General features: G+C 64.2%; 28 protein-coding genes and 3 pseudogenes. 17 read left to right on the top strand and 14 right to left on the bottom strand.

Annotated features, from left to right (window positions below):
- Nucleotides 1-20: 20 nt before the first annotated feature.
- A pseudogene (locus GT370_RS12540) lies at nucleotides 21-823 on the bottom strand (LysR family transcriptional regulator).
- Between the two features lie 182 nt (nucleotides 824-1,005).
- On the opposite strand from GT370_RS12540, the gene GT370_RS12535 reads away from it, so the two are divergent.
- The 5 genes and pseudogenes from GT370_RS12535 (at nucleotide 1,006) to GT370_RS12515 (ending at nucleotide 4,996) form a co-directional block, all read left to right on the top strand.
- Nucleotides 1,006-1,458 (top strand): hypothetical protein, encoded by a 453-nt coding sequence (locus GT370_RS12535; RefSeq protein ID WP_240376608.1) that lies wholly within the window; start codon nucleotides 1,006-1,008, stop codon nucleotides 1,456-1,458.
- A gap of 21 nt (nucleotides 1,459-1,479) precedes the next feature.
- Nucleotides 1,480-2,586, top strand: a pseudogene (locus GT370_RS12530) (proton-conducting transporter transmembrane domain-containing protein); the annotation flags it as partial.
- Complete coding sequence (locus GT370_RS12525; RefSeq protein ID WP_270183145.1) at nucleotides 2,576-2,812, top strand: putative inorganic carbon transporter subunit DabA; 237 nt, start codon at nucleotides 2,576-2,578, stop codon at nucleotides 2,810-2,812. The pseudogene GT370_RS12530 and the gene GT370_RS12525, both read left to right, overlap by 11 nt.
- Nucleotides 2,813-2,960: 148 nt before the next feature.
- Nucleotides 2,961-3,341: pseudogene (locus GT370_RS12520) on the top strand (putative inorganic carbon transporter subunit DabA); the annotation flags it as partial.
- 5 nt (nucleotides 3,342-3,346) lie between these two features.
- Entirely contained in the window at nucleotides 3,347-4,996 is a 1,650-nt protein-coding gene (locus GT370_RS12515; RefSeq protein ID WP_270183144.1) for a putative inorganic carbon transporter subunit DabA, read from the top strand.
- Nucleotides 4,997-5,042: 46 nt separating this feature from the next.
- On the opposite strand, the gene GT370_RS12510 is transcribed toward GT370_RS12515, so the two are convergent.
- A complete protein-coding gene (locus GT370_RS12510) occupies nucleotides 5,043-5,372 on the bottom strand; it encodes a hypothetical protein (RefSeq protein WP_144052744.1) in 330 nt (109 codons plus the stop codon).
- A gap of 24 nt (nucleotides 5,373-5,396) precedes the next feature.
- Between GT370_RS12510 and bla the strand changes: the two genes are divergently transcribed.
- Nucleotides 5,397-6,248, top strand: a complete 852-nt coding sequence (bla, locus tag GT370_RS12505; protein WP_205619804.1) for a class A beta-lactamase — start codon at nucleotides 5,397-5,399, stop codon at nucleotides 6,246-6,248.
- Nucleotides 6,249-6,612: 364 nt separating this feature from the next.
- On the opposite strand, the gene GT370_RS12500 is transcribed toward bla, so the two are convergent.
- The 4 genes from GT370_RS12500 to GT370_RS12485 all read right to left on the bottom strand — a co-directional run bounded on the left by GT370_RS12500 (nucleotide 6,613) and on the right by GT370_RS12485 (nucleotide 9,371).
- Entirely contained in the window at nucleotides 6,613-7,017 is a 405-nt protein-coding gene (locus tag GT370_RS12500; RefSeq protein WP_008494293.1) for a type II toxin-antitoxin system VapC family toxin, read from the bottom strand.
- Complete coding sequence (locus tag GT370_RS12495; protein ID WP_270183143.1) at nucleotides 7,017-7,154, bottom strand: hypothetical protein; 138 nt, start codon at nucleotides 7,152-7,154, stop codon at nucleotides 7,017-7,019. The genes GT370_RS12500 and GT370_RS12495 overlap by 1 nt, the downstream gene beginning before the upstream one ends.
- Before the next feature lie 866 nt (nucleotides 7,155-8,020).
- Nucleotides 8,021-8,473: a hypothetical protein gene (locus GT370_RS12490; RefSeq protein ID WP_270183142.1), complete on the bottom strand. Its 453-nt coding sequence runs from the start codon at nucleotides 8,471-8,473 to the stop codon at nucleotides 8,021-8,023.
- Nucleotides 8,474-8,507: 34 nt separating this feature from the next.
- Complete coding sequence (locus GT370_RS12485) at nucleotides 8,508-9,371, bottom strand: hypothetical protein (RefSeq protein ID WP_008494298.1); 864 nt, start codon at nucleotides 9,369-9,371, stop codon at nucleotides 8,508-8,510.
- 77 nt (nucleotides 9,372-9,448) lie between these two features.
- Here GT370_RS12485 and GT370_RS12480 point away from each other — a divergent pair, with 77 nt between their 5' ends.
- Complete coding sequence (locus GT370_RS12480; protein WP_008494299.1) at nucleotides 9,449-9,601, top strand: type I restriction-modification system, R subunit; 153 nt, start codon at nucleotides 9,449-9,451, stop codon at nucleotides 9,599-9,601.
- An 84-nt stretch (nucleotides 9,602-9,685) separates the two neighbouring features.
- Here GT370_RS12480 and GT370_RS12475 read toward each other — a convergent pair whose 3' ends face one another.
- From GT370_RS12475 to GT370_RS12455, 5 genes are all read right to left on the bottom strand, one after another.
- Nucleotides 9,686-10,132 carry a hypothetical protein gene (locus GT370_RS12475; protein ID WP_008494300.1) on the bottom strand — a complete coding sequence of 149 codons (447 nt, stop codon included), beginning with the start codon at nucleotides 10,130-10,132 and terminating at the stop codon, nucleotides 9,686-9,688.
- A gap of 116 nt (nucleotides 10,133-10,248) precedes the next feature.
- Nucleotides 10,249-10,377 carry a hypothetical protein gene (locus GT370_RS12470; protein ID WP_256378777.1) on the bottom strand — a complete coding sequence of 43 codons (129 nt, stop codon included), beginning with the start codon at nucleotides 10,375-10,377 and terminating at the stop codon, nucleotides 10,249-10,251.
- A gap of 239 nt (nucleotides 10,378-10,616) precedes the next feature.
- The gene (locus GT370_RS12465; RefSeq protein ID WP_008494301.1) at nucleotides 10,617-11,063 is read right to left on the bottom strand and encodes a hypothetical protein; all 447 of its coding nucleotides are present in this window, start codon (nucleotides 11,061-11,063) and stop codon (nucleotides 10,617-10,619) included.
- Between the two features lie 86 nt (nucleotides 11,064-11,149).
- Complete coding sequence (locus GT370_RS12460) at nucleotides 11,150-11,629, bottom strand: hypothetical protein (protein WP_008494302.1); 480 nt, start codon at nucleotides 11,627-11,629, stop codon at nucleotides 11,150-11,152.
- 107 nt (nucleotides 11,630-11,736) lie between these two features.
- Nucleotides 11,737-12,840, bottom strand: a complete 1,104-nt coding sequence (locus GT370_RS12455) for an AAA family ATPase (RefSeq protein ID WP_205619790.1) — start codon at nucleotides 12,838-12,840, stop codon at nucleotides 11,737-11,739.
- Between the two features lie 18 nt (nucleotides 12,841-12,858).
- On the opposite strand from GT370_RS12455, the gene GT370_RS12450 reads away from it, so the two are divergent.
- Complete coding sequence (locus GT370_RS12450; RefSeq protein ID WP_270183141.1) at nucleotides 12,859-13,275, top strand: hypothetical protein; 417 nt, start codon at nucleotides 12,859-12,861, stop codon at nucleotides 13,273-13,275.
- A gap of 302 nt (nucleotides 13,276-13,577) precedes the next feature.
- Entirely contained in the window at nucleotides 13,578-14,048 is a 471-nt protein-coding gene (locus tag GT370_RS12445; RefSeq protein ID WP_240376609.1) for a hypothetical protein, read from the top strand.
- Here the strand turns inward: GT370_RS12445 and GT370_RS12440 are convergent.
- The gene (locus GT370_RS12440) at nucleotides 14,038-14,379 is read right to left on the bottom strand and encodes a hypothetical protein (RefSeq protein ID WP_270183140.1); all 342 of its coding nucleotides are present in this window, start codon (nucleotides 14,377-14,379) and stop codon (nucleotides 14,038-14,040) included. The genes GT370_RS12445 and GT370_RS12440 overlap by 11 nt on opposite strands.
- A 47-nt stretch (nucleotides 14,380-14,426) precedes the next feature.
- Between GT370_RS12440 and GT370_RS12435 the strand changes: the two genes are divergently transcribed.
- The 8 genes from GT370_RS12435 to GT370_RS12400 all read left to right on the top strand — a co-directional run bounded on the left by GT370_RS12435 (nucleotide 14,427) and on the right by GT370_RS12400 (nucleotide 19,512).
- Nucleotides 14,427-14,744 (top strand): hypothetical protein, encoded by a 318-nt coding sequence (locus GT370_RS12435; RefSeq protein ID WP_270183139.1) that lies wholly within the window; start codon nucleotides 14,427-14,429, stop codon nucleotides 14,742-14,744.
- Between the two features lie 206 nt (nucleotides 14,745-14,950).
- Nucleotides 14,951-15,340 carry a hypothetical protein gene (locus GT370_RS12430; protein ID WP_008494307.1) on the top strand — a complete coding sequence of 130 codons (390 nt, stop codon included), beginning with the start codon at nucleotides 14,951-14,953 and terminating at the stop codon, nucleotides 15,338-15,340.
- On the top strand, nucleotides 15,337-15,804 hold the full coding sequence (locus GT370_RS12425; RefSeq protein WP_270183138.1) for a hypothetical protein: 468 nt from the start codon (nucleotides 15,337-15,339) through the stop codon (nucleotides 15,802-15,804). Before GT370_RS12430 ends, GT370_RS12425 begins: the two co-directional genes overlap by 4 nt.
- Nucleotides 15,786-15,962, top strand: coding sequence for a hypothetical protein (locus tag GT370_RS12420; protein WP_270183137.1), 177 nt, complete (start codon nucleotides 15,786-15,788; stop codon nucleotides 15,960-15,962). Before GT370_RS12425 ends, GT370_RS12420 begins: the two co-directional genes overlap by 19 nt.
- 239 nt (nucleotides 15,963-16,201) lie before the next feature.
- Entirely contained in the window at nucleotides 16,202-16,477 is a 276-nt protein-coding gene (locus GT370_RS12415) for a helix-turn-helix transcriptional regulator (RefSeq protein WP_008494309.1), read from the top strand.
- 145 nt (nucleotides 16,478-16,622) lie between these two features.
- On the top strand, nucleotides 16,623-17,858 hold the full coding sequence (locus GT370_RS12410) for a site-specific integrase (RefSeq protein WP_008494310.1): 1,236 nt from the start codon (nucleotides 16,623-16,625) through the stop codon (nucleotides 17,856-17,858).
- A 143-nt stretch (nucleotides 17,859-18,001) separates the two neighbouring features.
- Entirely contained in the window at nucleotides 18,002-18,268 is a 267-nt protein-coding gene (locus GT370_RS12405; RefSeq protein WP_008494311.1) for a hypothetical protein, read from the top strand.
- Nucleotides 18,269-18,348: 80 nt separating this feature from the next.
- Nucleotides 18,349-19,512: a DUF4236 domain-containing protein gene (locus GT370_RS12400; RefSeq protein ID WP_083878659.1), complete on the top strand. Its 1,164-nt coding sequence runs from the start codon at nucleotides 18,349-18,351 to the stop codon at nucleotides 19,510-19,512.
- A 425-nt stretch (nucleotides 19,513-19,937) separates the two neighbouring features.
- Here the strand turns inward: GT370_RS12400 and blh are convergent, their stop codons facing one another.
- On the bottom strand, nucleotides 19,938-21,293 hold the full coding sequence (blh, locus tag GT370_RS12395; RefSeq protein ID WP_333489938.1) for a bifunctional sulfur transferase/dioxygenase Blh: 1,356 nt from the start codon (nucleotides 21,291-21,293) through the stop codon (nucleotides 19,938-19,940).
- A gap of 48 nt (nucleotides 21,294-21,341) precedes the next feature.
- Nucleotides 21,342-21,734, bottom strand: coding sequence for a hypothetical protein (locus tag GT370_RS12390; protein WP_008494314.1), 393 nt, complete (start codon nucleotides 21,732-21,734; stop codon nucleotides 21,342-21,344).
- Nucleotides 21,735-21,784: the final 50 nt, after the last annotated feature.

Below are 21,784 nucleotides of genomic sequence, written 5' to 3'. Positions count from 1 at the left end.
GGCGCAGGTGCGGCGCGGCTTCACCCCTTGCCGGCAGGCAGGAGCTCACTCAGGAGCCGGTTGGGAAAACGCCGCTTCTGGACGATGGCATAAAACGTCTCGGTCACGTCCTCGATCCGGCAATGCTCGACGAGAACACCCGTGTTCAGCTCATCGCGGACAACGATCGGCGGCACCAGGGTCACGCCCTCGCGCTCGCGCGCCAGCAAGCGCAGCATCGCCATGTCATCGACTTCGGCGAGGATGATGGGTCTGATCCCGCCAGCTCAAGCACGCGGTCGAAGGCGACGCGGATATCGCTATCGAGGCTCGGCAAGAGAATGGGTTCGGAGCGCAGATCGTCCGGAAACTTGAACTTGCGCCGGGTTGCGCGCGGACGGCCGACCAGGCTGACAGGCTGTTCGTTGAGCAGATGATTGCGCAATGAGGACCGCGCGTCGCGCGGCGCGGCGCTGTTGGCCAGGACCACATCGAGGGCGTGCGCCTCCAGCTGGGCGAGCAGATCGCGGATATTGCCCGAGCGGACGATCAGCTCAACATCCGCCCGCCCTACCAGGGGGCGAAGGAACTCAAGCTGGAAATTTCGCGACAAGGTCGTCAGCGCGCCGACGCGCAGCACCTGGCGGGTGGCCAGGGGCTGCCCGCGCAAGGTGCTCATGAGCTCCTCGCCCGCCTTGAACACCGTATCCGCATAGTCGAGCGCGATCCGGCCGGCTTCGGTCAGCACCAGCTTCCGGCCGGCCCGCTCGAAGAGCGGATGCCCGATCTGGTGTTCAAGCTTCTGAATTTGCACCGAAAGCGCTGATTGCGACAGGTTCATCATCGCGGCCGCCCGGGTCAGGCCGCCGGCATGAACCACCGCCCAGAAATAGCGCAGATGATTATAGTTCAGGTCCCTCATATCGTTCTATTAAAACGAACGAATTTGCGCAAACAATGAATTTTTTTCGGATTTCCCGATCAGCTACCAACCCCGAACAGTCTTTGCGTTTGAAGGGGATTTTCGTGCTGCCATTCCTCGCGCCGCTGCTGGCGCCGGTTCCGCTGCTTCTCGCCGGGGCAACCGGCTTTTTCGATCATGGGCCACGGCCCAAATACGCCCCGCTGCTGGCCGAAGCCGTCTCGCTTCTCGCCTTGCTGGCGGCGGCCGGGAGCTTGATCCTTCACGGCGCCGGCGATGGTCGCGTCATCGGCATTGAAGGTGCCGGCCTGTCCGTCCGGCTCGATGCCGTCAGCGTGGCCATGCTGCTGCTGGTGACGTTCGTGGGCTGGATCGTCGTGCGATATGCGCGCCGCTATCTGGATGGCGATGACCGGCAAGGCCGCTTCACCGCCTGGCTCTGCCTGACGCTGGCCGCCGTGGCGCTGCTGGTCACCGCCGGCAATCTGGTCCAGCTGGTCATCGCCTGGATCGCCACGAGCCTGTTCCTGCACAGGCTGTTGCTGTTCTATCCGTAGCGTGTCGCCGCGCGGCGGGCGGCGCGCAAGAAATTCATCACCGCGCGTCTTGGCGATGCCGCGCTTCTTGGCGCCGCGCTGTTGCTGGCCGCCGCTTACGGAAGTTTTCAAATCGGAACAATCATGGCGGCGGCGCGGTCAGGCGCGGGTGGCGAGATGGCGGCCGGCGCGGCTTCGCTCATCGCCGCCGCCGCGATGCTCAAATCGGCTCAGTTTCCCACCCATGGCTGGCTGACCGAAGTCATGGAGGCGCCGACCCCGGTCTCGGCCCTGCTGCATGCGGGGGTGATCAATGCCGGCGGCTTCCTTCTGGTCCGCTTCGCCGATGTCATGTTGCTGGCGCCGGGCGTTCTCGCGGTGCTTGTCATGGTTGGCGGGTTCACCGCGCTCTTCGGCAGTCTGGTGATGTTGACCCAGCCCGCCGTCAAAACCTCGCTTGCCTGGTCCACGGTGGCGCAGATGGGCTTCATGATCCTGGAATGCGGGCTGGCGCTGTTCCCGCTGGCGCTGCTGCACATCGTCGCCCACTCACTCTACAAGGCGCATTCCTTTCTGGCATCGGGCGGCGCGGTGGAGCGGGTGGCGGCCCTACGCAGGCCAGGCCCGGTCGCCGTGCCGAAGGCCGGGGCCGTCGCGCGCGCCTTTCTCTCGGCTTTCGTCATTTATGGTCTCTTTGGCGCCGGCTTCGGCGTCGCGCACAAATCGCCGCAGGCCATTGTGCTCGGCGTCATCCTGATCTTCGGCGTCGCCTACATGCTCGCGCAAGGCTTCGCGGATGCCGCGCCCAAGGCGCTGACCCAGCGCACAGCCTTCTACGCGGTGGCAGTTTCGGTGGCCTATTTCACCCTGCAATGGGCGGCGATCTCGATCACGGCGGGCATCTTGCCAGCACCCCCGGCGCCGGATCCGCTCGAATGGACGCTGCTCGTCCTCGCCGCCGCCAGCTTCGGCCTGGTTGCCATCGCACAGGCTCTGTTTCCGCTCTGGGCTTTCCACCCCGCGGCCGCCGGGCTGCGCGTGCATTTATCCAACGGGCTCTACGCCAACGCCATCTTCGACCGGCTGATCAACGCCTGGTCCATCCGCAGCTCATCCATTCCCGCCGGGAGCAACGCCCATGATCAATGAAATCTCCCCCGCCTGGCCCGCCCCGCCCGCCGTGCAGGCGGCGATGGACCGGGCCGCCCGCGCCATACCGCCCGCCTGGCCCCTGGCTTCCAGTGTCGCGGTCAATCCGTTTCTCGGGCAAGCCGGTGAGCCTCTCGCCGTGGCCGGGGCGCGGCTCGCGCGGATCGCGGGCGCGCGCGTCACCATGCCCGGCGCTGGTACGCGGAGAAAATCGCGGCGGGGGTGATCGGCGATGCTGACCTCGCGGCGGCGCTCGCGGCTGCGGCCGGGCCCAAGCCAGCCGATGTGGCGGCTTTGAAGGCGGCGGCGGCGGTTGAAATGCCGCCACCCAGCCCGCTGCCGTCTATCGCCGATCTCGCGTCCCGTATACCGGCATCGATTGGCCGGGTATCATCGCCGACCGCTTCGGTGCCTGGGCTGGCGGATATTTCGACGAAGGCCAGGCGCTTTGGGCCGCACCGAAGGAAAAAAGCGCCTATGCCGCCTGGCGGGCTTCCGCCACCCACGACATCACGCCGGAAATCCTCGGCCTGCCCGGCTTTGCCCGTCACGTGGCGGAAGCGCCGGAGACCGGTTTGGCGGTGGCCGCACGGGCGGTGGACCGGTTGAGCCTGCCCGCCGATGCCGCCGACACATATTTCCACCAGATGCTCATGACCCTCGGCGGCTGGGCGCAATATGCCCGCTACAAGCTGTGGCAGGCTGAGCTTGCCGGCGGCGCGGATGAGACGATCACCGATATCCTCGCCATCCGGCTGATTTGGGAGGAGGCGCTGTTTCTGCGCTACGAAGCCGGGATCGCGGATGGCTGGGCCAGCGTGCGCGTGGCGCATGCCGCCCGGTTGCGGCAACGCCCGAGGGCAGCATCGATGCCATCCTGCAGGAGGCTGCCGAGCGGGCCGCGCAAAACCAGCTCGCGCGCCGGCTCGCGGAACCGCCACAGGGGGCGGCGCTTGCCAGGCCCGCGCTCCAGGCCGCGTTTTGCATCGATGTGCGCTCCGAAATCTTCCGCCGGGCGCTGGAAGGTCTCGATCCCCGGATCCAAACCATGGGTTTCGCCGGGTTTTTCGGTCTGGGCACCGCGCATCGGCGCTTCGCCTCGGATGTCGAGGAGCGGCGCCTGCCGGTCCTGCTTGCGCCGGCGCTGCGCTCCTGCGCTGGCGGCCCCGATCTCCACGCGAAGGATCAGTCCGCGCGGTTCAAGGCGCGCGCAAAGCGCGCCTGGGGGCGGTTCAAGCTCGCGGCGGTGTCCTCCTTCGCCTTCGTCGAGGCCACGGGGCCGGTCTATGCGGGTAAGCTCCTGAGCGATGCGCTGGGGCTGCATGCGCTCCCGCCGCCGGACGAGCCGCCGCCCCGGCTCGATCCCGCTTTGGATGTGGCGGTTAAGATCGATGCCGCGAAGGCCGTGCTGCGCGCCATGTCCCTCACCAGCGGGTTCGCGCCGCTGGTGCTGCTCGTCGGGCACGGCGCCAATGTCGTCAATAATCCGCACGCCAGCGCGCTGCATTGCGGCGCCTGCGGCGGCTATTCGGGCGAGGTCAATGCCAGGCTGCTCGCCGCGCTTCTCAACGATGCGCAGGTGAGAGACGGGCTGGCGGCGAACGGCATCGAGATCCCCGCCGGCACGCTCTTCGTGGCCGCGCTGCACCTCACCACCACGGACGATGTGACGCTCTATGAGGAGGATCATCTGTCTGCTGCCCACAAGGCCGACCTTGAACAGGCCAAGGCTTGGCTCGCCGCGGCAGGCAAGCTTGCCCGGGCCGAGCGCGCCTTGCGCCTGCCGCGCGCCGCGGGCGCGGCGGCCCTTCACAGGCGCAGCCGCGACTGGTCGGAAACCCGGCCCGAATGGGCGCTTGCCGGCTGCCAGGCCTTCATCGCCGCGCCGCGCCGGCGCACCGCCGGCAAAAGTATGGAAGGACGCGCCTTCCTGCATGATTACGATTGGAAGCAGGATAAGGGCTTTGGGGTTCTGGAATTGATCATGACCGCGCCGATCGTCGTCGCCAGTTGGATCAGCCTGCAATATTACGGCTCCACCGTGGCGCCGGACTTGTTCGGCAGCGGCAACAAGCTGTTGCACAACGTCATCGGCGGGATCGGGGTGGCCGAGGGCAATGGCGGCAGCTTGCGCGCCGGCCTGCCCTGGCAGTCGGTTCACGATGGCGCGCGCTACGCGCACGATCCGCTGCGCCTATCCGTCTGCATCGAGGCGCCGCGCGACGCCATGTCCGAGATCCTCGGCCGCCATCCGGAGGTGCGCGCTCTGTTCGATCATGGCTGGATGCATCTCTTCGCCCTTGATGAGGCCGGGCAAATGGCCTGGCGTTATGCCGGCGATCTGCACTGGACGGCCATGGCGGGCCGCCATCTCGTGCAGCCATCCGCGCGCCTGGAGGCCGCGGTCTGAGCGGTGATCGGCGGGCGCAACATATGTTTAGGCCGACGCGGTGGCGTCAAGATAAACGCATGAAATTGCGGAGCCAAACAAAAATGAGAGCAGCCAGCAAAAGGCTTGATGCGCTCATCCCGATGGGCGGGTTTTGGTGAGGAGATGAACCAATGACGCTCAGCCTTACACCATTGAGACTCTTCTGGAGGAAGAGGGCGCAACCGACCATACTCGGCTTCGCTTCCAAGTTTGGGCGCGTGTTCGCGTAGGTTCCGGCGGTGCGCTCCGCGCCCACGCAGGCCATAATTTTCGTGAGTGCCGTGAACATGCTGATCTCAACAGGATGAGCAGCGCTGCCGGCACAAGATAAACATGTTGACACGGGGTCGGCCAAGCTGCTCCTCGTCCCGGTATGAACATGCCTCGCCGCGTTCTTCTTGCCGCTCTGCCCGCCTTCTGCGCCTCCTCCGCCAGGGCGGATGAGGCAACCAGCTTCCTGGCGGAGAGCGAACGCCGGACCGGCGGGCGCATCGGAATCTACGCCCGCAACCTCGCCACCGGGCGGACATTGTCCTGGCGGGCGGACGAGCGCTTCGTGATGTGCAGCACCTTCAAAATGTCGCTGGTGGCCTGCGTGCTCTCGCGCGTCGACAAGGGCGAGGAGCGGCTCGGCCGCTTCGTCCAATACGGCGCGGCACAACTCTCCAACTACGCGCCGGTGGCGCGGCTTCATCTGGCCGATGGCGGCATGACGGTCGGGGCCATGTGCCAGGCGGCCATCGAGGTCAGCGACAACACCTGCGCGGATTTGCTGCTGCTGAGCGTGGGCGGCCCGGCCGCGCTGACCCGCTTCTGGCGGGCGGAGGGGGACGAGGTGACGCGGCTCGACCACACCGAGCCGCGCCTGAATTTCTCGCCGCCGGGCGACCCGAGGGACACGACCACGCCCGCCGCCATGGCGGGCGACCTCCAGCGCTTCCTGCTGGGCGACGCGCTCTCTCCAGCCTCTCGTGCGCGGCTCACGGGTTGGATGCTGAATTGCCAGACCGGCGGAGCGCTGCTGCGCGCTGGCCTGCCCAAGGGCTGGAAGGTGGCGGACAAGACCGGCAACAACGGCAAGGACGCGCTGGGCGACATCGCGGTGGCTTGGCCAGCCCCGGACAGGCCGATCGTCATCTGCGCCTACACCCAGGGCGGACAGCCGAAGCCGGAAATCCTGCCGCCCATCCTCGCCGGCGTGGGTCGGATGGTCGGGGCGCAATTGGCCTGACGCTCCGGCGCGCATGCCGGCGCCGCCGCAGCTTCCCACCGGGCGAACTGCGGCGTTCCGCGACCGTTGAGGGGATAGTGGTGGGCGGCGCCAAAACGCCAGCGGGCCGGTCCGCCAGGACCGACCCGCTTTCGCTTTATTTTCAAGGAATTAGTTGGCGCGCCCGAAGAGATTCGAACTCCTGACCCTCAGATTCGTAGTAGGTTCGTAACGAAATCCAGGACGCCCTTGATCGTATGCGGTCGTCCTTGATGACCTACCATCACTACACCGTGGCACACAACCCGGACGGCCTGTACCCCGCGGTAGCACCCGATTACCGCCCGTCGCCGCCGATCGCTCGGGGGATTGTGGTGGGAAGCCCCTACGAGCCCCGCAGCCAATTCTCGCAGGCCAGCCCTTCGACCCGCCGGAACTCCCGCTCATTGTCCGTCACCACAGTGCAGCCAAGCGCCTTGGCATGGGCGGCGATCAGAAGGTCATTGCCGCCGATGGGCGTGCCGGCCTGCTCCAACTGCGCCCGGATGGTGCCGTAGGACTCGTCCGCCGGCTGTTCGAACGGCACGATGTCCAGCGCGGACAGCACCGCTTCGAGCTGTGTGGCCAGCCGCGCGGAGCCGCGCTTGGCGGCGCCGAAGCGCAGCTCGGCAGCGACGATGATGCTGGTGCAGACTTCGGTTTCCCCAACGCGCCTGATCTGCTCGGCCACGCGCCCTTGCGGATGCCGGATGAGATCGGAGAGGATGTTGGTGTCCAGCAGGTAGCGCATCAGAGCGCCACGTCGTCCGGCGGCAGGTCCTCGATCGGCGCGAAATCCTCATCCAAGGCGGGTAGGGTAGCCAGCAACGTCAGCAGAGACCTGGGTGCCGCCGGCTCGATGATCAGCCGGTTGCCTTCCTTGTGCATGACGGCGTCCTCGCCCGGCAGCTCGAACTCCCGGGGATGCGCACGGCCTGGTTCCGGCCGTTCTTGAAGAGCTTGACGTGGCGGGTGGGTTCCATGCTATTCAGTTAGCATATGTCGTGGCATATGTCTATTGCCGGGGAATGGGCTTCCCCCGCAGAGAGGGCGATTGCTATTGGAACTTCCGGCGTAGGAACAGTCTCGATGCCCGAATTCTATCACATGGTCAAAAACGCTTGGGACATCATGAAGACGTCTGTCGGGCTCAGGTCTGGTCTCAGTAATCAAGAAGAACCCGCATCCTGATCCTGATCCGTATGCTCGTCCCCCTGACCTGCTAGTCGGAGTCGCGTCTTTTGCATTGGCCGTTTCGGGCGTTACAGGTCCTACGGCCTCGCCGATCAGTACCATCACAATGCCAGCATCTGGCGCCACAGGTACGGCGGTTGAGCCGGAAAGCCTAGATCACTCTAAAGACTCCGTCTGATCAGTCCAGGATTGCGAGAGAGGCGTTATGAAGAACGACAGCTGATATAGATCGTTGTGGCCAAACGACCCCTTATATCCCAGCTCTCTTGTCCGCTGCTCTCTTTCGATACGCTCAAACATTATCAGTCTGGGGTCAAAATAAACTTCGTCAAATACCTCATTCGGATCGATGTCCACAAGAAACCGATCTGTGCGCATGTCTTCTGTACCGACAAGAATAATGCGGACTTCCTCTTCATGCCGGAAAGCTAGGCGTTTCTTTAACAGGGACGCCGCCCGATGGTCGCCTTTGCCAATCGCGACCGGACCAACTTGGTCAAGCAGTGCGGCGACTTCTCCTCCGGGATTTTCAGAGTATTGGATGGCTCCCAGGTAAAATTTCAGTTCGGAATTCCTTCTCTTCTTGGAAAATTTGTTGATGGCGCAAACAAGCTTTGCCGGGTGGTTTTAACCTGCACACCTTCAAACTTTGGCTCTGTATTTCGTCCCGTCGCCGCGTCCCTGTTGACCCTGGAATATGCGCGAAGCAAAGCGTCTGATTGCCCCTCGAATGACCAGCATTGAGCAAAGGCGGGCCTTAGATATGGCGACAACATTTTCTGCTTATGGTCTGGAGTCTGCAACATTATCTTACTGCAGATGTCCTCGTACGGGTCTTCCCAAGCATCGGGACGAATAAGGAACAAATTTCCGGCATTTGTTGTTAACGCGGCCTCAAAGAACCACAAAGGAAAAATTCGGTATAGTGGGCGGTTCATGTCGGGAATGCCCGAAACCATGACCACAGGCTCATCCGTTTCAGTTGGGGTCATCGGGGCAGCTTGGTCGTTCATGTGCCTGTCATTTCCTGCTTATCCTCACGGCAAATTAAACGTCATGCCTAAACGGCGCTTCAACGCTTAATTCTGTGTCCACTGATCCAAGCCATCCCGGCGGCGGTTGTGGCTTGTCTGCCAGGGTTGCCCATGGCTGCTCGCCCGTCAAAAATACTGGCGCCGGTCTGTTCGCGCGAATGGATTGCTGCGCCTCCAATTTCTTGTCACCGCCGGCTACCGCGACATCCACGGCTAAATTTTGTAGAAATCCCCGTGCATGAATCGTGCGGAACGGAGTGTCGAAAATATCCCTGTAACGCAAGACCACCTCGTAGGCATCATTGGCTACCCATTCGAGTGCTTGCGTGGACACTCGCTTCCCATCTGCAACCTTGGTTGCCACGTGATGCGCCTCAATCGACAGGTTGATTTCGATGCTCTCATTTGCCGCTATCAATCCGCACACAACAATCGGATGCGTGAGCCAGTATGCCAGGCCCTCAACACTGCTGCCCCAGTTGAGGTAGGCTGCGACATCCCTTGCCGGCCCAAGCCCTCTGTTGTACAAGCGCCCCTTGATCGAAATGTAGGGCTTGTCATCCCCTGCAAAATACTGTGGCCCTGGGGTCGCCGTTCGGATGTTAAAGTCCGCGCCAAATGGCTTTTGCGCACTGGATTCCCGAAACTCGACTACACAGAACGGACGCAGATTTTCTCGATGATGCTGGTCCGCCTGCTGCATGGCCTTCTCTGCATCGGCTACCGTGGCTTTCGTGAATCGGGCCAGAGAGAATGTAGCCCATGCCAGTGCCCCGGTTCCTACGGCCACAATAACGGAACCGACCGCGCCGGCTAGATCAATCCAGTCCTTTAGCCCCATTGTCATGCCGAGCAAACGCCTCAAAGTTTGATACATGTTCTATCATCAATCTGCTTCTTAACGAAACCTCTTGCCAAATCTGTCAAGAGGTCAAACAGACATTGCGCGGTTCAGTGACCGAGAGCGGCGTGATGGACCCGGCGCGGCTGTATGAGTCGCCCTACACCGACCTCAACGACCAGGGGTTGGACGGGCTGTTCGGCGGCGAGGCGGCGGACGCGCTGCTGGCCGTGCTGGACGAGATCAAGCGCCGCGCGGCGGCGTAGGCCCGGCGCGAGAAGGGCACCTGGACCGAAACGGCCCAGGTGCTCCGTTACTTGACTTTCAGGATATGGAAGATGCCCCGCAGCTCACTCGGCCGCGCCGGTATCCACGTCAGTCAGCTTCCAGCCCAACCTACCGCCATCGATCAGGCCAGCCTCGGCGAGCTTCGACAGCGCGGCGGAGATGGAGCCGAGGGGCATCTCGCCGGCATCCTCGGCGGCGAGGAGGTCCGCGATCTGCGGGCGGGTGAGGGTGCCGTGCCGCCGCAGGATGCCGAGGACGCGGGCGTAGATGGTGTTGGCGCCGGGGGTCCACGGCCGGTGGATGCGGCGGCCGCCAGCCAGCCTGGCGACGGTGTCCCGCATGCTGGCCAGCTTGGTCAGTTCAGCCTTGCCGGCATCGATCTTCTCGTCGAGCATCGCGATGAAGGCGCCGGCGTCGGTGCAGGCGGGCAGGCCCAGCCCCGCGCCGAGGGTGTTCACCAGCTCGAGGTTGCCGGCAGCGGTGGTCAGCTTCTTGGTCTTGATGTTCATGGTCACGAACTCTCCTTGCTTGTCGTGATGATGGCTCGGCCGCGCATCGGTATTTGAACCTGAATGGCCGCTCAGCTTCGTGTTCCTAGTGTTTGGCCATTTAATCCTGGCCGCGTTCATCGGCCTGCTTTTGAAACGGCCGACCGGCGGACGAGCAGCTTCTCCCGCCGCGCCTTCAGCCGAATGAGTTCGAGGATTTCATCGCGCATCGCCGACATCTCCCCTGCCACGGTCGGATGCCTCACGATGGCGCCTTCAACGATCTCCAGCAGCTCCGTCAGATTCTTGGTGGCAGCATGCTCTGACTGACGGCATACCAGCCCAAGCCCTGCCGCTAGTGCCGCGTCTCTAGCCGGCGAGCGCCTTCAGGCTGGACGCCTTGGTCTTCTTGGCCATGGCATCTCCACAAAAGCTGCATCAGGACGGCGACGGCCTTCAGGGCCGCCACCGTCCATCGTTTCGATACATCGGCCTGCTTGAGGTGTTAGCCGGCTTCCTGCTCGTTGGGTTCCGTGGCAAGCGACTCGTCCATGGCCAAGCGCCACAGACCGTTGCTGAGGGTGACTAGGCCCCTCTTCTTCATGGTGTCGAGGGTGCCGCTGGCGCACCCATGCGTAACCTCGCCATGGCCATCATGGGCCAGTTCCCACTTAATCCGCCGCACGCTAGCTACTCCTTGCTCCATCAGAACTTTTTCGATCCTCACGGCGACAGGGGCCTCTCGGCGTGGTGCCCTTGGCCCAACCTCCAAGAAATCGGTGGCGTCCAGCACCGCCAGAATCTGCGTTGCCGCTACCACCATCTGCTGTAGCGCCTGTCGCAGGGTCGCCCGCTCGTCCATGGATATTCGTGTATCTCGCATATTGAAATCCTTTGAGGATTCGCCCCAGATTTCGGTCTGAAGCGCGAATGCCGGTTCCCCGGCATCCATCGCGGCACATCGATTTTGATCGCGCCGCCCGGGCTTCGTGGCCCTCCTAGCCAGCAAGCCGCCTTCAACGGCGGCTTGCTGCTTCTTCAGTGAATCGAGCTATCCACCGGGACGTAGACCTCTTTGCGGATGAAGCTTCCATCCACCGCCCAGACACCATCCTCGTCGATTTCAAGCTCCCCGCCGAGGTCCATGTACAGGAGCGTGAGCCCCACGTCTTCCTTCGGAATCCACCCAGGGTTATCCAGAGCGATGGACTTGATGACCTGCCATGTGCTCGTGGAACCGTATCGCACCAAGAGGTCATGTATTTGGTCGCGGACAATGTACATCGGCCACACCGTCCGGTTCGGCTTCTTCCGCACGGGCTTCATGCGTAGATAGGCGACCATCTTCCCCAACTCGATCAAACCATCCGCGGGGGTGATATTGTCCTCGCGGAGCTCCTTGAATCTCGCCACGATCTCCGCAAGGTCAAACCTCGAAGAAATGCCAAATGCCGCACGGAGCGCGACCGCAATGTGCTTGTCTTCCGCCTGCACGGCGGAGTTCTTCATCGTCAGCATGTAGGGTCCTTGAAATTCCGGGTTGCCGCGCCCGCCCGGGGCGCGGCTCTGTACGGCGGTGTACGCTGATTCCCGCGCACGCCGCCCCCAATCCGCTACACCTGCGGCTAGCCGGTGAGCGCCCGCAGGCTGGGCGCGCGGCCGGCGCCGACCACATTGTCCACGCGCCTCAGCGTGACCGAGGTGCCGGGGACCTTCTCGTAATTCGCCTTCAGCATCGAGAAGGTTACGAAATCCCGCGTGGTGCTGCCCGAGTGCCGCAGCACCACTTCATCAGCCTCCTTCTTGGAAATCTCCTCCAGGCCAAACATGACCCTCACCGCCCCGGCCATGGAGCCGGCGCCGCGACCGTTGAACATGGTCAGGTTGCCCTTCGCATCCTTGGTGACGTGATGGGTGATGAGGATGGCGCAGTTGTTGTTGCGCGCGAGATCGCGGAACGCGCTGAATACCCCGTGCATTTCGCCATTATCCGATTCCGGGGCGGTGTGGACTTCCACAAGGGGGTCGAAAATGACTAGCCGCGCGCGGTGATCCCGGATCGCATCGCGCAGCTCTTCACCAAGCTCCGACAGTTCCTGGCCGCCATTGACGGCCTTCGCCAGCAGCGGGCCGCCGCGCCTGAAGCTGGCGACCTGGAGGTTTTGGTCGACGATTTCCTCATCGGCGCCCAGCTCGCGGCAGGCGGCATACAGCCGCCGGGCGATCTCCTTGTCGGGGTCTTCGGGCGTGTAGATCAGCACCCTCTGCGGCCTCGGCACATCCAGCCCCGCGAACGGGCGGCCGCCGGCCGTGGCCACGCCCATGTGGAGGACGGCGGTGCTCTTGCTGATGCCCGGCACACCGATGATCTTGCCAAGAAGCCCCGGTTCCAGCGAGCCGATGACCGGATCATTCGGCTGGTTGATGACGTCGGCGAAGCCCGAAAGGCTGGTCAGCACCAGGTTCCGCGAAGCGGGCGGGATGCCCTGGCCACCTCCTTCACCCGTTTCCGGCACAGCCTCGCCGGTGTTGCCCGCATGCGCGGGGCCGTTTGCCAGCGGCGGCGCCACCGGCAGCCGCGAGGGTGCCGGCGCCCCGTCATGGGTAGCCGGATAGGCGCGCCGCTCATGGCGGTTGGTAGGCTGATCGGGCCCATCGGCCTTGCCCCCATCCGGGCCAGGCGGCAAGGCGGCGTTGACCGCCCGCGCGGAAACGCCGCCGAGCAGCATTTCCTCCGTGCCCGCGGATTGTTCCTGTTCGGTCTCGGCCAGCTTGGCGCTGTTCGCGCTCTCCTGGTTCTTCGTTTCTTCATCGCCCCATCCTCGGGGGCTGCATGCGCCATTGGCGCCCCGGCGTTGCTGTCCGCGTCGCCCACTGCGGGATGCGTGGCATCCGTCGCGGGCGTGAAGGTCGGCAGCGCGAAATTATTCACCTTGTCGCCCGAGGGGGCGATGCTGGCATTGAGAATTTGGCTTCTCCGCGTTTTTGGTGGTCGTCGCCCCGCAGCCAGGATGGCGGCGGGGGACTGCATCAAATGTGCTGGCGCCAAACTGGTTCAAGAGGTGGTGGAAGAATTTTTGGCGCTGTCCGATCCGCGCGCTGGGGCGCTTGAATGGGCTGGCTTTTTCCCGCACGACAATCACCTCATCCCCTTGAAGGGATGAGGTGATTGTCTCGATGGCACGGTTCCGCTCATCTCGTGGAAGCAAAGCTTGTCGGCTCTCGCTTGGAGACTGAGTTGCCCCGCGCGGGTCATGCCCAGGCCCGCCTGGGCTTTGGCGGCCTCGGCGGCGAAACGTCACGCCGGCCTGGGCGATGGCATGTCACTGTGGGGTGGGGGCCTTAAAGCCCCCACCCCACAGTGACATGTTGCCCGCACTTTTTTGCCTAAGTTGAGATCGCTTCGTCTTCCCCGGTCTCCGACCGTCGAAGGCTGGGGGTGGGTGGAACGGAAGGGCCAGGCGCCGTGAAGCGCCTGACCCTTCCGTTCTTCCTCTGCACCACCCAGGGCGCGGCGGCGTCCCGGCTGGAGCGCATGTCATGGTCTCGCCCGCGCGGTGCGGGCCCAGCAACCCCGGTCGGCACGGGGTGGCCAGCCTTTGAGGGCTGGCCACCCCGCGCCTTGGAGACCATCGACATGACACAACTTCCGCCCCAGATCCGCATCCTGGACGAACTGGTCCGCCAGCACGCCGAGGGCCACGATTTGCCCCGGCACATTCCGCACGTGCGCCTTGCCGATGCCCTGGCGCGCGGCGATGATCCGCTGCATCTGCTTCCATACTTCGCCGATCTGGGCACGAAGATCGAGAACCTGGAAGAGCTCTTTGCAGCCTGCGCCGACCCCGGCGAGGAGGAAATCCAGGCCTACCGCATCGAGCAAGGAATAGCCGTTTTTCTCGTTCCGGATGGCCAATGGGCGGTCTTCACCAAATGAACGAGGCGGCCATGGAATCCAGCACCCCGACCGCATCCGCCAGGCCCGCATCCACTGCTGGGGCGGAAGCGGCCGCGACAACGTCGCGTGGCGCGCGACCAGCACCGGGCGCGATGTCGCGCTTATCTCCACTGATCTGATTCCGGGCCGGCCACTGCGCCTTTGGGGCGCGGCGGTCGAGGTCGCGGATGGTGGCGCGTTCATCCGCCTCGCCACTCTCAACGCTTTCGACGGCTGGAGCCTGACCCAGCTTTTGGCCGTGGCGCTGGCCCGGTTCGAGGCGGAGCAGGCGCATTCCGGCGAGGCCGTCCTGGCCGAGATCGTCCGCCACCTGGACCGCGCCGCCGCAATGCACCGTGAGCCCAGGATGGCTGGGCGGTGCCGCCGGTTTCCTTTGAGCCGGCGCCGCCGGGCAGTCCGGCCTCGCCGTTTCCATGGAGCCTGGCCAGGGCAGGGCAGTTCGCCATCCAGCTGTGCCCGGATGCCGAGGCGCGGCAGCGCGGCGTCACGCCCGAGCAACTTCTGACCGTGATCGAAATGGCATTGACCAGTTGGCTGCGGGTCACGCCGTGGAGAAGGAGCTGCTGGCAGGCGCGGCGCGAGGTGCGCACGGCGCTGGCCTTGGAGGCGGAGCGGGCCAGGGCGCGCTGGGCGGCGCACGTGGCGGATTGCGACGCGGAGACGAACCTGGGCTGAACCGGCCCACCCGCCTCGTTACTTCCTCCAATATAGATGGAGGAAGATGCCTAGCACGGCGTGGCGCATCGGCGCCAAAGCCCAACCGCTCAGCCGCATGTGATGCTCTCGCCCAGGCCGTTGCAGCCCGGGCGATCCATCCACCCCGAACCAGCAGGAGGCCCCGCCTGCAAAGGCGGGGCTTCCTGCGTCTGGAGCCCCACCACATGGACCAACATGAGACCCACACGCTGGAGGAATTGCTGCGGCGCTACTCAGGCATCGAGAAGTTGCCAGAGGTGCAGCGGATCAAATTCGACGAGGCCGTGCGCACCGGCGAGGACCCGCTCAGCATCGTCAAGTATTTCAAGACGCTCGGCATCGAAGTGCGCGAGCCGGCCGACCTGTTCCGCCTCAACGACGATCCCCACGAGGAAGAAATCAACGCCTTCAAAATTCCCGAGGGCGTGGCTGTGTCCGTCGAGAGCGATGACCTCTGGCTGGTGTTCGAGGTGGACAGTGTCGGCCTGTCTGATCTGTCGGACGGAACCAAAACGGAATCATCCTCCAGTGCCGCGACGCCTGTTGCGTGCGCCGAAGGAGGAGCGGGCCGATGATCGACTTCGATGAGACATCCATCGTCGCCGTGCGCCGCACCGGAGACGGCGAGCGCTTCGCGCTGTTCACCAACGCGGATGTGCAGGCCTTTTGGACGCAGAAATTCTGGGTGGCGATTCTGGACACCGGCGGCGACGGCTTCGGCCTGCCGGTGCGGTACGGCACGGTCTGCTCCGCCCCGGCGGGCTGGACATTGCGCCAGTTGATCCTCGTGGCGCAGGCCCGCGCGGCGCTGGAATACGGGCGGGTGCCGGAGGGCGGCGCGCTCGCCGTGCTGGAGGCGCTGGGCAAAGCGGTCAGGCAGATGCAGGCGGGCGAGCCTCTCGGCGCCGGGGTGGAATTCTGCCCCGGCGCCGTGACCTCACCCTACAGCTGGACCAAGGCGCGCTCCGGCGACCTGGCGATCGAGCTCTGCCCCGACCCGAAAGCCGCCGGGAGGGCATCGTGCCTGAGCAAATCCTGATCGTCGTGGACGAGGCGCTGCGGGACTGGGCGGAGCGGGCGCCGTATCTCTCGCGCCTGTGGACCTGCCGCAACGCGGTGCGCGAGGCGTTGGCCGCCGAAATCAGGCGCGTGCGGCTCGCGCGTCTGGCGGCGGGTGAAGCCGGCGAAGGTCGGTAGGGCAGAAGCCAGAGAAACTGGCATGGCCGAATAGGGCAGGGCAGGCAGCAAGGCAGGATGTGAGAATTGGTCGCCAACGCGCCTCGCGAATTTTGAACCTGTAAGCGCGGCCCTGCCGTCTTCCTCGCAGGCCAACGCGGACCAGCGAAGGTTTTTGGCGGCAAAGTTGGGTCGGCGAACACCTCCATGGACGAGCCGGGGCAAGCCCGCCCCGGCGTCAGACATGGAGACAATTCGACATGGCCAAGCACATGACCACCGCCGCCGAGAACGGCGACAGTGCGACCAGCACGATCACCGCCGCCGCCACCACCGAACCGCCGGCGCCGATGAAGCTGCTCACCGCCCGCCAGGCGGGTGAGCTGCTTGGCGTCTCGCCGGAGACGCTGGAGCGCTGGCGCGGGGCCGGCACCGGGCCGGCCTACGTCAAGCTCTCGGGCCGGTACGTCCGGTACAAGCAGGACGATTTGGAAGCCTTCATCCAGAATGCCCGCCGCAGCAGCACCGCCGGGTGAGCATCGTCCGCCTGCTGCTCTCGGCCCGGCGCCGGAAGCGGCACGTCCACCTGGGCGAGATGCCCGCGCCAGGCATCACCGCCCAAGACCCCGATGACCCCCATGCCCATCCACCCCATCCATCCAGCCAATGGAAAGGAACCCCATGGCCGCGATCACCATCACCCGCACCACGATGCAGAAGCTGCCGCCGCTCGCGGAAGGTGCTGTCAAGCAGCGCATCTTCGACGATCGCCTCGTCGGCTTCATCGCCGAGCAGCGGCGCGGCACCGTGACGTTCTACTTCCGGTACAAGGACGCGCGCGGCCGCCAGCACGAGATCAGGCTGGGCCGCCTCGGCGACGTCACCGTTGACCAGGCCCGCAGGCGCGCCGAGCAGCTCAAGGCCGAGGTCAGCCTGGGCGGCGACCCGGTGGCGGAGAAGGCGAAGCTCAAATCCGTGCCCACCGTCGAGGAGTTCGCCCGGGACAGATACCTGCCGCACGTCCAGGAGCCCCAGCGCTCAGCGCACAACGTCGAGGCCTATCTGCGCCTGCGCATCCTGCCCGCCATCGGAAAGAAGGCCCTGGACGAGGTCACACAGGCCGATGTCGCGGAGATGCGCAGGAGGTTCCAGGCGGAGGGCCTGGCCAACGGAACGGTGAATCGTCACCTCGCCACCCTACGCGCCATGTTCAACCAGGCCCTGAAATGGGAGCTCTACGAGGGCAAGACCCCCGCCAGCTCGCCCGGCATGCTCAGGGAGCAGCACCGCGACAAGTACCTGTCCCCGGCGGAAACGCAAGCGCTCTTCCGCGCCCTGGCCGGCGACAAGGACGAGACCGCCGCGTCGGTTTTGGCGCTGCTGGCTGTCACGGGTGCCCGCCGGGGCGAGGCGCTGCAGGCGAAATGGGAGAACGTCGACCTTGAGCGCTGCATCCTCACCGTGCCGCGCTCGAAATCGGGCCGCACCCGGCACATCCCGCTCTCGCCGGTGGCCGTGGCGATCCTCCAGCGGCAGCTCGCCAAGCGGTCCATCCACCCGGAGAACCCTTACGTCTTCCCCAGCGCCCGCCTGCCGGGCAAGCCGGTGGAGGGCGTACGCGGCGCCTGGGTGCGGGCGAAGAAAGCGGCGGGGCTGCCGGACGATTTGCGCATCCACGATTTGCGGCACAGCTTCGCCAGCGCCCTGGCCAACGCCGGCACGCCGCTGAACGAGATCGGCACCGTGCTGGGCCACAGCCAGCTCAGCACGACGACGAGGTACGCGCACCACTCGCCGCAGAGGCTGATCGATACCGCAACAACCGCGCTGCGGGCGTGGAACCTGCTGCCCGAGGCACAGCAGGCCGAGGGCGCGGAGGTGGACGTGGTGCAGGAAGGCGCGAGGGACGCCGCCTGAACCAAGCAGGCGGGCAGAACCACGACAACCACTGAGGCCAGCACAACCACCGCGCCCGAACCGAAGACCCAAAACGAGGAAGGGGAAGGCGCCGAAGCGCCTTCCCCGATGCATCGCCGAACCAGAACCCGAAAGGAACCACAATGCAGAACGAGAAGAACCAGCTCGCCACCGCCGCCGAGATCGTGCCGCCGCGCCAGGGGCAGACCCCAGCTCCGGAGGCCAGAAAGCGCGGCCTCTGGAACCGCCTGCCGGCCGTGGTGAAGATCGTCCTCACCCTGCCGGTGGTGATGGCGCTGCTGGGCGCGGAAATCGAGCTGCGGCTCGCGCCCCAGCTCGACCTCGTCCTCACCGCCGCTGGAATCTGTGCCATGTGGGCGTGGTTGAGAGGTTCGTCTGACAGAGCATGAAGCTCCATCGAGGGGCTGGTTGGTGTGTGAAATTTTCTGTATCGTAACGTATAGGAGAGCTTCTGGAGAAGAGGAAAGTCATGCCATTCTACGTGCGCAAGTCTGTCTCGGCCGGTCCGTTCCGTTTCAATCTGTCGAAGTCCGGGATTGGCCTTTCGGTCGGCGTCAAGGGGCTCAGGATTGGAACCGGTCCGCGAGGGCATTACATCCAAGCGGGATGCGGCGGCCTCTACTACAGGGCTTCAATAGGTGGCGGTCGCTCTCAGCGTCCAGTTCGTCAGCAGCGACCGGCATCCGTGCACAAGGTAGATCAGCCAATCACACCAGCCGATGCCGGGCAAGTCGTGATGGTCGAAGTAGCGTCGGGAGATGTCACGCAGATGCAGGACTGCTCGGTGTCGGAGCTGATCGACGATCTGAATGCCAAGCAAGCGCGGATTCCACTTGGTCGATTGCTTGGCATCGGTGTTGCCTGCCTTGGCTTGTTAGCCATGATGGCGAGTGGCTCCTTGGGCCAGAATGGCCCTGTGATTAGCATCATCATCCTACTGCTGGCATTGCCGGCCTGGGCCACGGGTGCATGGTTGGATCAGTTCCTGCGAAGGAGCGTGCTCTTCTACAACCTCGACTCAGAAGCCGGGACCAAGTTCGAACAGGTCACGAAAGAGTACGACGCTCTCGTGGTCTGCCGAGGACGGTGGCACATCCAGGCTGGAGGTGCTGTCCATGATCTAACCACATGGAAACGAAACGCCGGAGCGGATCACTTGGTCAATCGCAAGACTGCACGCTTGGGGTACAGCCTGCCGAAGGTGCTCCGTTGCAACATCACGCCGCCCGCACTTGGATTGGGTAGGTGCACGTTCTATTTTTTTCCAGAGGTCGTGCTTGTGCAGGACGGGAAGAAGTTCGGCGCCGTTGGGTACGGAGATCTCCAAATCAGGCACCAGCCATCGCGTTTCATTGAGAGCGGCTCTCCACCGAACGATGCCCAAGTCGTCGATCACACGTGGGAGCACCCCAACAAGAGCGGCGGCCCAGATCGTCGGTTCAAGAGCAATCGCAAGCTCCCGGTCTGCCTGTACGACGCCATGCACCTGTCCAGCCGGTCTGGGGTGAATGAATTGGCTCAGTTCTCGCGGGTCGGCCTCGTCGAGAGGTTCGCGGCCAGTTTGCGAGAACTACCCATGAGTCCGGCATCTGCAAGCCTATTGGCGCTGAGTTATACATCATCATCAGCGTAATCTGGGGTTGCCGTCGACCTCCCTGGGGAAGTGACCAGACTCATGGCGACCGCCGCCCATATCTGCGCCATCTGGGCGAGGTTCTTTGGCGCACCTTCGCGATGGTATGAGTGCTGGAAATTTCGATGGTGCGCTGGGCTTTTTCGCCCAGCGCACCATTACGTACAATTTTTTGTCTGCCCAAGCTGAGATGGTTGGGGCCTGACAGTCCAGTTCCGGGTGATGATAGACGGAATCGATCATTCTCTAATCGGTATGATCGAGTCGAAAGCGGAACCGCCGTTCGTGGCTGTCAACCCTGACAATTGCGGTCGCCTCCGCCGCGTAGTCCGGCAGATACCTACCCCACGTGGTTCAGCGAACCTCTCAAGCACATGCGGTCTGATCTTTGTCAAATAACTCGGTATTGAGCATAAATTCTGCGATCACTGCCCCCACGCCACATCCCCCAAGGCATTGACCGGTATTTTGAGATAGCGAAGACCGTTGCTCTCAGGCTCGGGAAGGCGCCCGCCCATGATGTTGACCTGGAGGGCGTGCAGGATGAGCTTCGGCATCGGCAAGTCTCTGTCCCGCGCTTCCCGCAGGGCAATGAACTTTGCTCTGTCTACTCCAGCAATGTGGCTATTCCGGGCTTTCTGTTCGGCGACCGTGCTCTCCCACCGCGGCGCACGGCCGTCGGGCTGATAATCATGGCCGGTGAAGATACGCGTTTCCTCCGGCAAAGCCAGGATCGCCTGGAGCGACTCCCAAAGCCGCTCGGCACTGCCGCCTGGGAAATCTGCGCGCGCTGTGCCGGAATCAGGCATGAAGATCGTATCGTGGACAAAGGCGGCATCGCCGATCACATAGGTGATTGATGCCAGCGTATGGCCCGGGGAAAAGAGAACCTGTGCGTCGATCGTGCCGATGGCAAAGCGCTGGCCATCCTCGAAAAGATGGTCCCACTGGGAACCGTCGGTCTTGAGGTCAGGCCAGTTGTAGATCGACCGCCACAACCGCTGTACTTCGACCACATGCGCGCCAATCGCCGTGGGCGCGCCGGTCTTTTCGTGCAGATAGTGGCCGGCGGAGAAATGGTCGGCATGCGGATGCGTATCGAGGATCCATTGGACGATCAGCTTCTCCTCTGCCACGTAGCGCAAGATGGCATCGGCGCTCGTCGTGGCAATAGAGCCTGATTTTTCGTCGAAATCCAGTACGGGATCAATGATCGCGCAATGACCGGTGGTAGGGTCCGACACGACATATTGCGCGCTGAAGGTGCGCGGATCGAAGAAGCCCTTGACACGCGGCCGCCGTTCCTGATCGCGCGCCAGCCATTTGGCGGCAACTGAAAGATCGATGCCCCATTTGGCACTGAGGCCGGCCAAGTCCTCCCGGGCGAGGCGCCCGTCCAGCACCTCGCCGATGACATGGAGGCTCGCGGACCGGACCCCGCTTCTGCAATGCGCGAAGACCGGGCCGGGAACCTCAGAGACTGCCCTCTGGAAGGATCGCACATCGGCTTCGGTAATTGTCGACGTCGTCACGGGTATGAAATGGAAGGACATGCCGCCCGCCTCGGCGGTCTGCTGCTCGGCCGCCGGGCGCGGTTGCCCGGCCTGTTCGTCCGCCGGGCGATTGCTGATGACGCCCTTGAACCCGGCGGCGGCAAGATCGGGAAAATCCGTAAGCCTCGGCTGAGGAGAGATGAAGAGCTTGTCTGATATCTGCGTCGCGGAGGGAGGTATAGCCATGTGGTCGGGCATTTTAGTCTCCTGATAAAAGGGCGGGATCATTTCGCCGCCACTGCAAGAAATGTACGATCGCCAAGTCAGCCGTCTCATTCAGGGAGAGCTATCTGCGAACCCGGGAAGCTGTCGCAGGGGGTTTAGAGGTGCGAGCGGGAGAAGCTGGAACTGCATCAAATGCGCCTGGCCCAGCGGCAGGGCTTCCAGCATCGCGTGAGCTTCTTTGAGATCCGTCACGTTGAGCAGGAACACCACACCGTTGCGGTCGGCGAGCGAGAACCACTGGTCGATCTTGCCGGCGAGGTAGAGCTTCACCGTCTCGCGCACCTCGGTCGGCAGAACGGCGCGGACGGAGGCGAGGCTAGCGCCCGGGGTGATCGTGCCGATTGCCAAGATGCGGGTGGTGGGCGCGGGGAGGTGCTGAGTCTGCGCCTCTCCGGGTCTGGTGGCGGCGAGCAAGGCAAGGCCGGCCGAAAGCGTGCGTGTCATGTCGGGTTCCTGGGATCAGAGGACGCGCACCCGGCCGTCACTGGCCGGGT

Origin of the sequence: Acidocella sp. MX-AZ03 (assembly GCF_027626035.1) — a bacterium.
In the GTDB taxonomy this organism is placed as follows: domain Bacteria; phylum Pseudomonadota; class Alphaproteobacteria; order Acetobacterales; family Acetobacteraceae; genus Acidocella; species Acidocella facilis.
Note: the sequence above shows the minus strand (reverse complement) of the source record. Positions and strands in the feature narration are given on the sequence as shown.

What these genes read in the sequence shown, in the direction of transcription:
- GT370_RS12525 (WP_270183145.1), top strand. Translation starts at nt 2,576, where the DNA reads ATGATCAATGAAATCTCCCCCGCCTGGCCCGCCCCGCCCGCCGTGCAG.
- bla (WP_205619804.1), top strand. Translation starts at nt 5,397, where the DNA reads ATGCCTCGCCGCGTTCTTCTTGCCGCTCTGCCCGCCTTCTGCGCCTCC.
- GT370_RS12500 (WP_008494293.1), bottom strand. Translation starts at nt 7,017, where the DNA reads ATGCGCTACCTGCTGGACACCAACATCCTCTCCGATCTCATCCGGCAT.
- GT370_RS12495 (WP_270183143.1), bottom strand. Translation starts at nt 7,154, where the DNA reads ATGCACAAGGAAGGCAACCGGCTGATCATCGAGCCGGCGGCACCCAGG.
- GT370_RS12490 (WP_270183142.1), bottom strand. Translation starts at nt 8,473, where the DNA reads ATGAACGACCAAGCTGCCCCGATGACCCCAACTGAAACGGATGAGCCT.
- GT370_RS12485 (WP_008494298.1), bottom strand. Translation starts at nt 9,371, where the DNA reads ATGTATCAAACTTTGAGGCGTTTGCTCGGCATGACAATGGGGCTAAAG.
- GT370_RS12475 (WP_008494300.1), bottom strand. Translation starts at nt 10,132, where the DNA reads ATGAACATCAAGACCAAGAAGCTGACCACCGCTGCCGGCAACCTCGAG.
- GT370_RS12465 (WP_008494301.1), bottom strand. Translation starts at nt 11,063, where the DNA reads ATGGATGCCGGGGAACCGGCATTCGCGCTTCAGACCGAAATCTGGGGC.
- GT370_RS12460 (WP_008494302.1), bottom strand. Translation starts at nt 11,629, where the DNA reads ATGCTGACGATGAAGAACTCCGCCGTGCAGGCGGAAGACAAGCACATT.
- GT370_RS12455 (WP_205619790.1), bottom strand. Translation starts at nt 12,840, where the DNA reads ATGCTGCTCGGCGGCGTTTCCGCGCGGGCGGTCAACGCCGCCTTGCCG.
- GT370_RS12430 (WP_008494307.1), top strand. Translation starts at nt 14,951, where the DNA reads ATGGACCAACATGAGACCCACACGCTGGAGGAATTGCTGCGGCGCTAC.
- GT370_RS12425 (WP_270183138.1), top strand. Translation starts at nt 15,337, where the DNA reads ATGATCGACTTCGATGAGACATCCATCGTCGCCGTGCGCCGCACCGGA.
- GT370_RS12415 (WP_008494309.1), top strand. Translation starts at nt 16,202, where the DNA reads ATGGCCAAGCACATGACCACCGCCGCCGAGAACGGCGACAGTGCGACC.
- GT370_RS12410 (WP_008494310.1), top strand. Translation starts at nt 16,623, where the DNA reads ATGGCCGCGATCACCATCACCCGCACCACGATGCAGAAGCTGCCGCCG.
- GT370_RS12405 (WP_008494311.1), top strand. Translation starts at nt 18,002, where the DNA reads ATGCAGAACGAGAAGAACCAGCTCGCCACCGCCGCCGAGATCGTGCCG.
- GT370_RS12400 (WP_083878659.1), top strand. Translation starts at nt 18,349, where the DNA reads ATGCCATTCTACGTGCGCAAGTCTGTCTCGGCCGGTCCGTTCCGTTTC.
- blh (WP_333489938.1), bottom strand. Translation starts at nt 21,293, where the DNA reads ATGATCCCGCCCTTTTATCAGGAGACTAAAATGCCCGACCACATGGCT.
- GT370_RS12390 (WP_008494314.1), bottom strand. Translation starts at nt 21,734, where the DNA reads ATGACACGCACGCTTTCGGCCGGCCTTGCCTTGCTCGCCGCCACCAGA.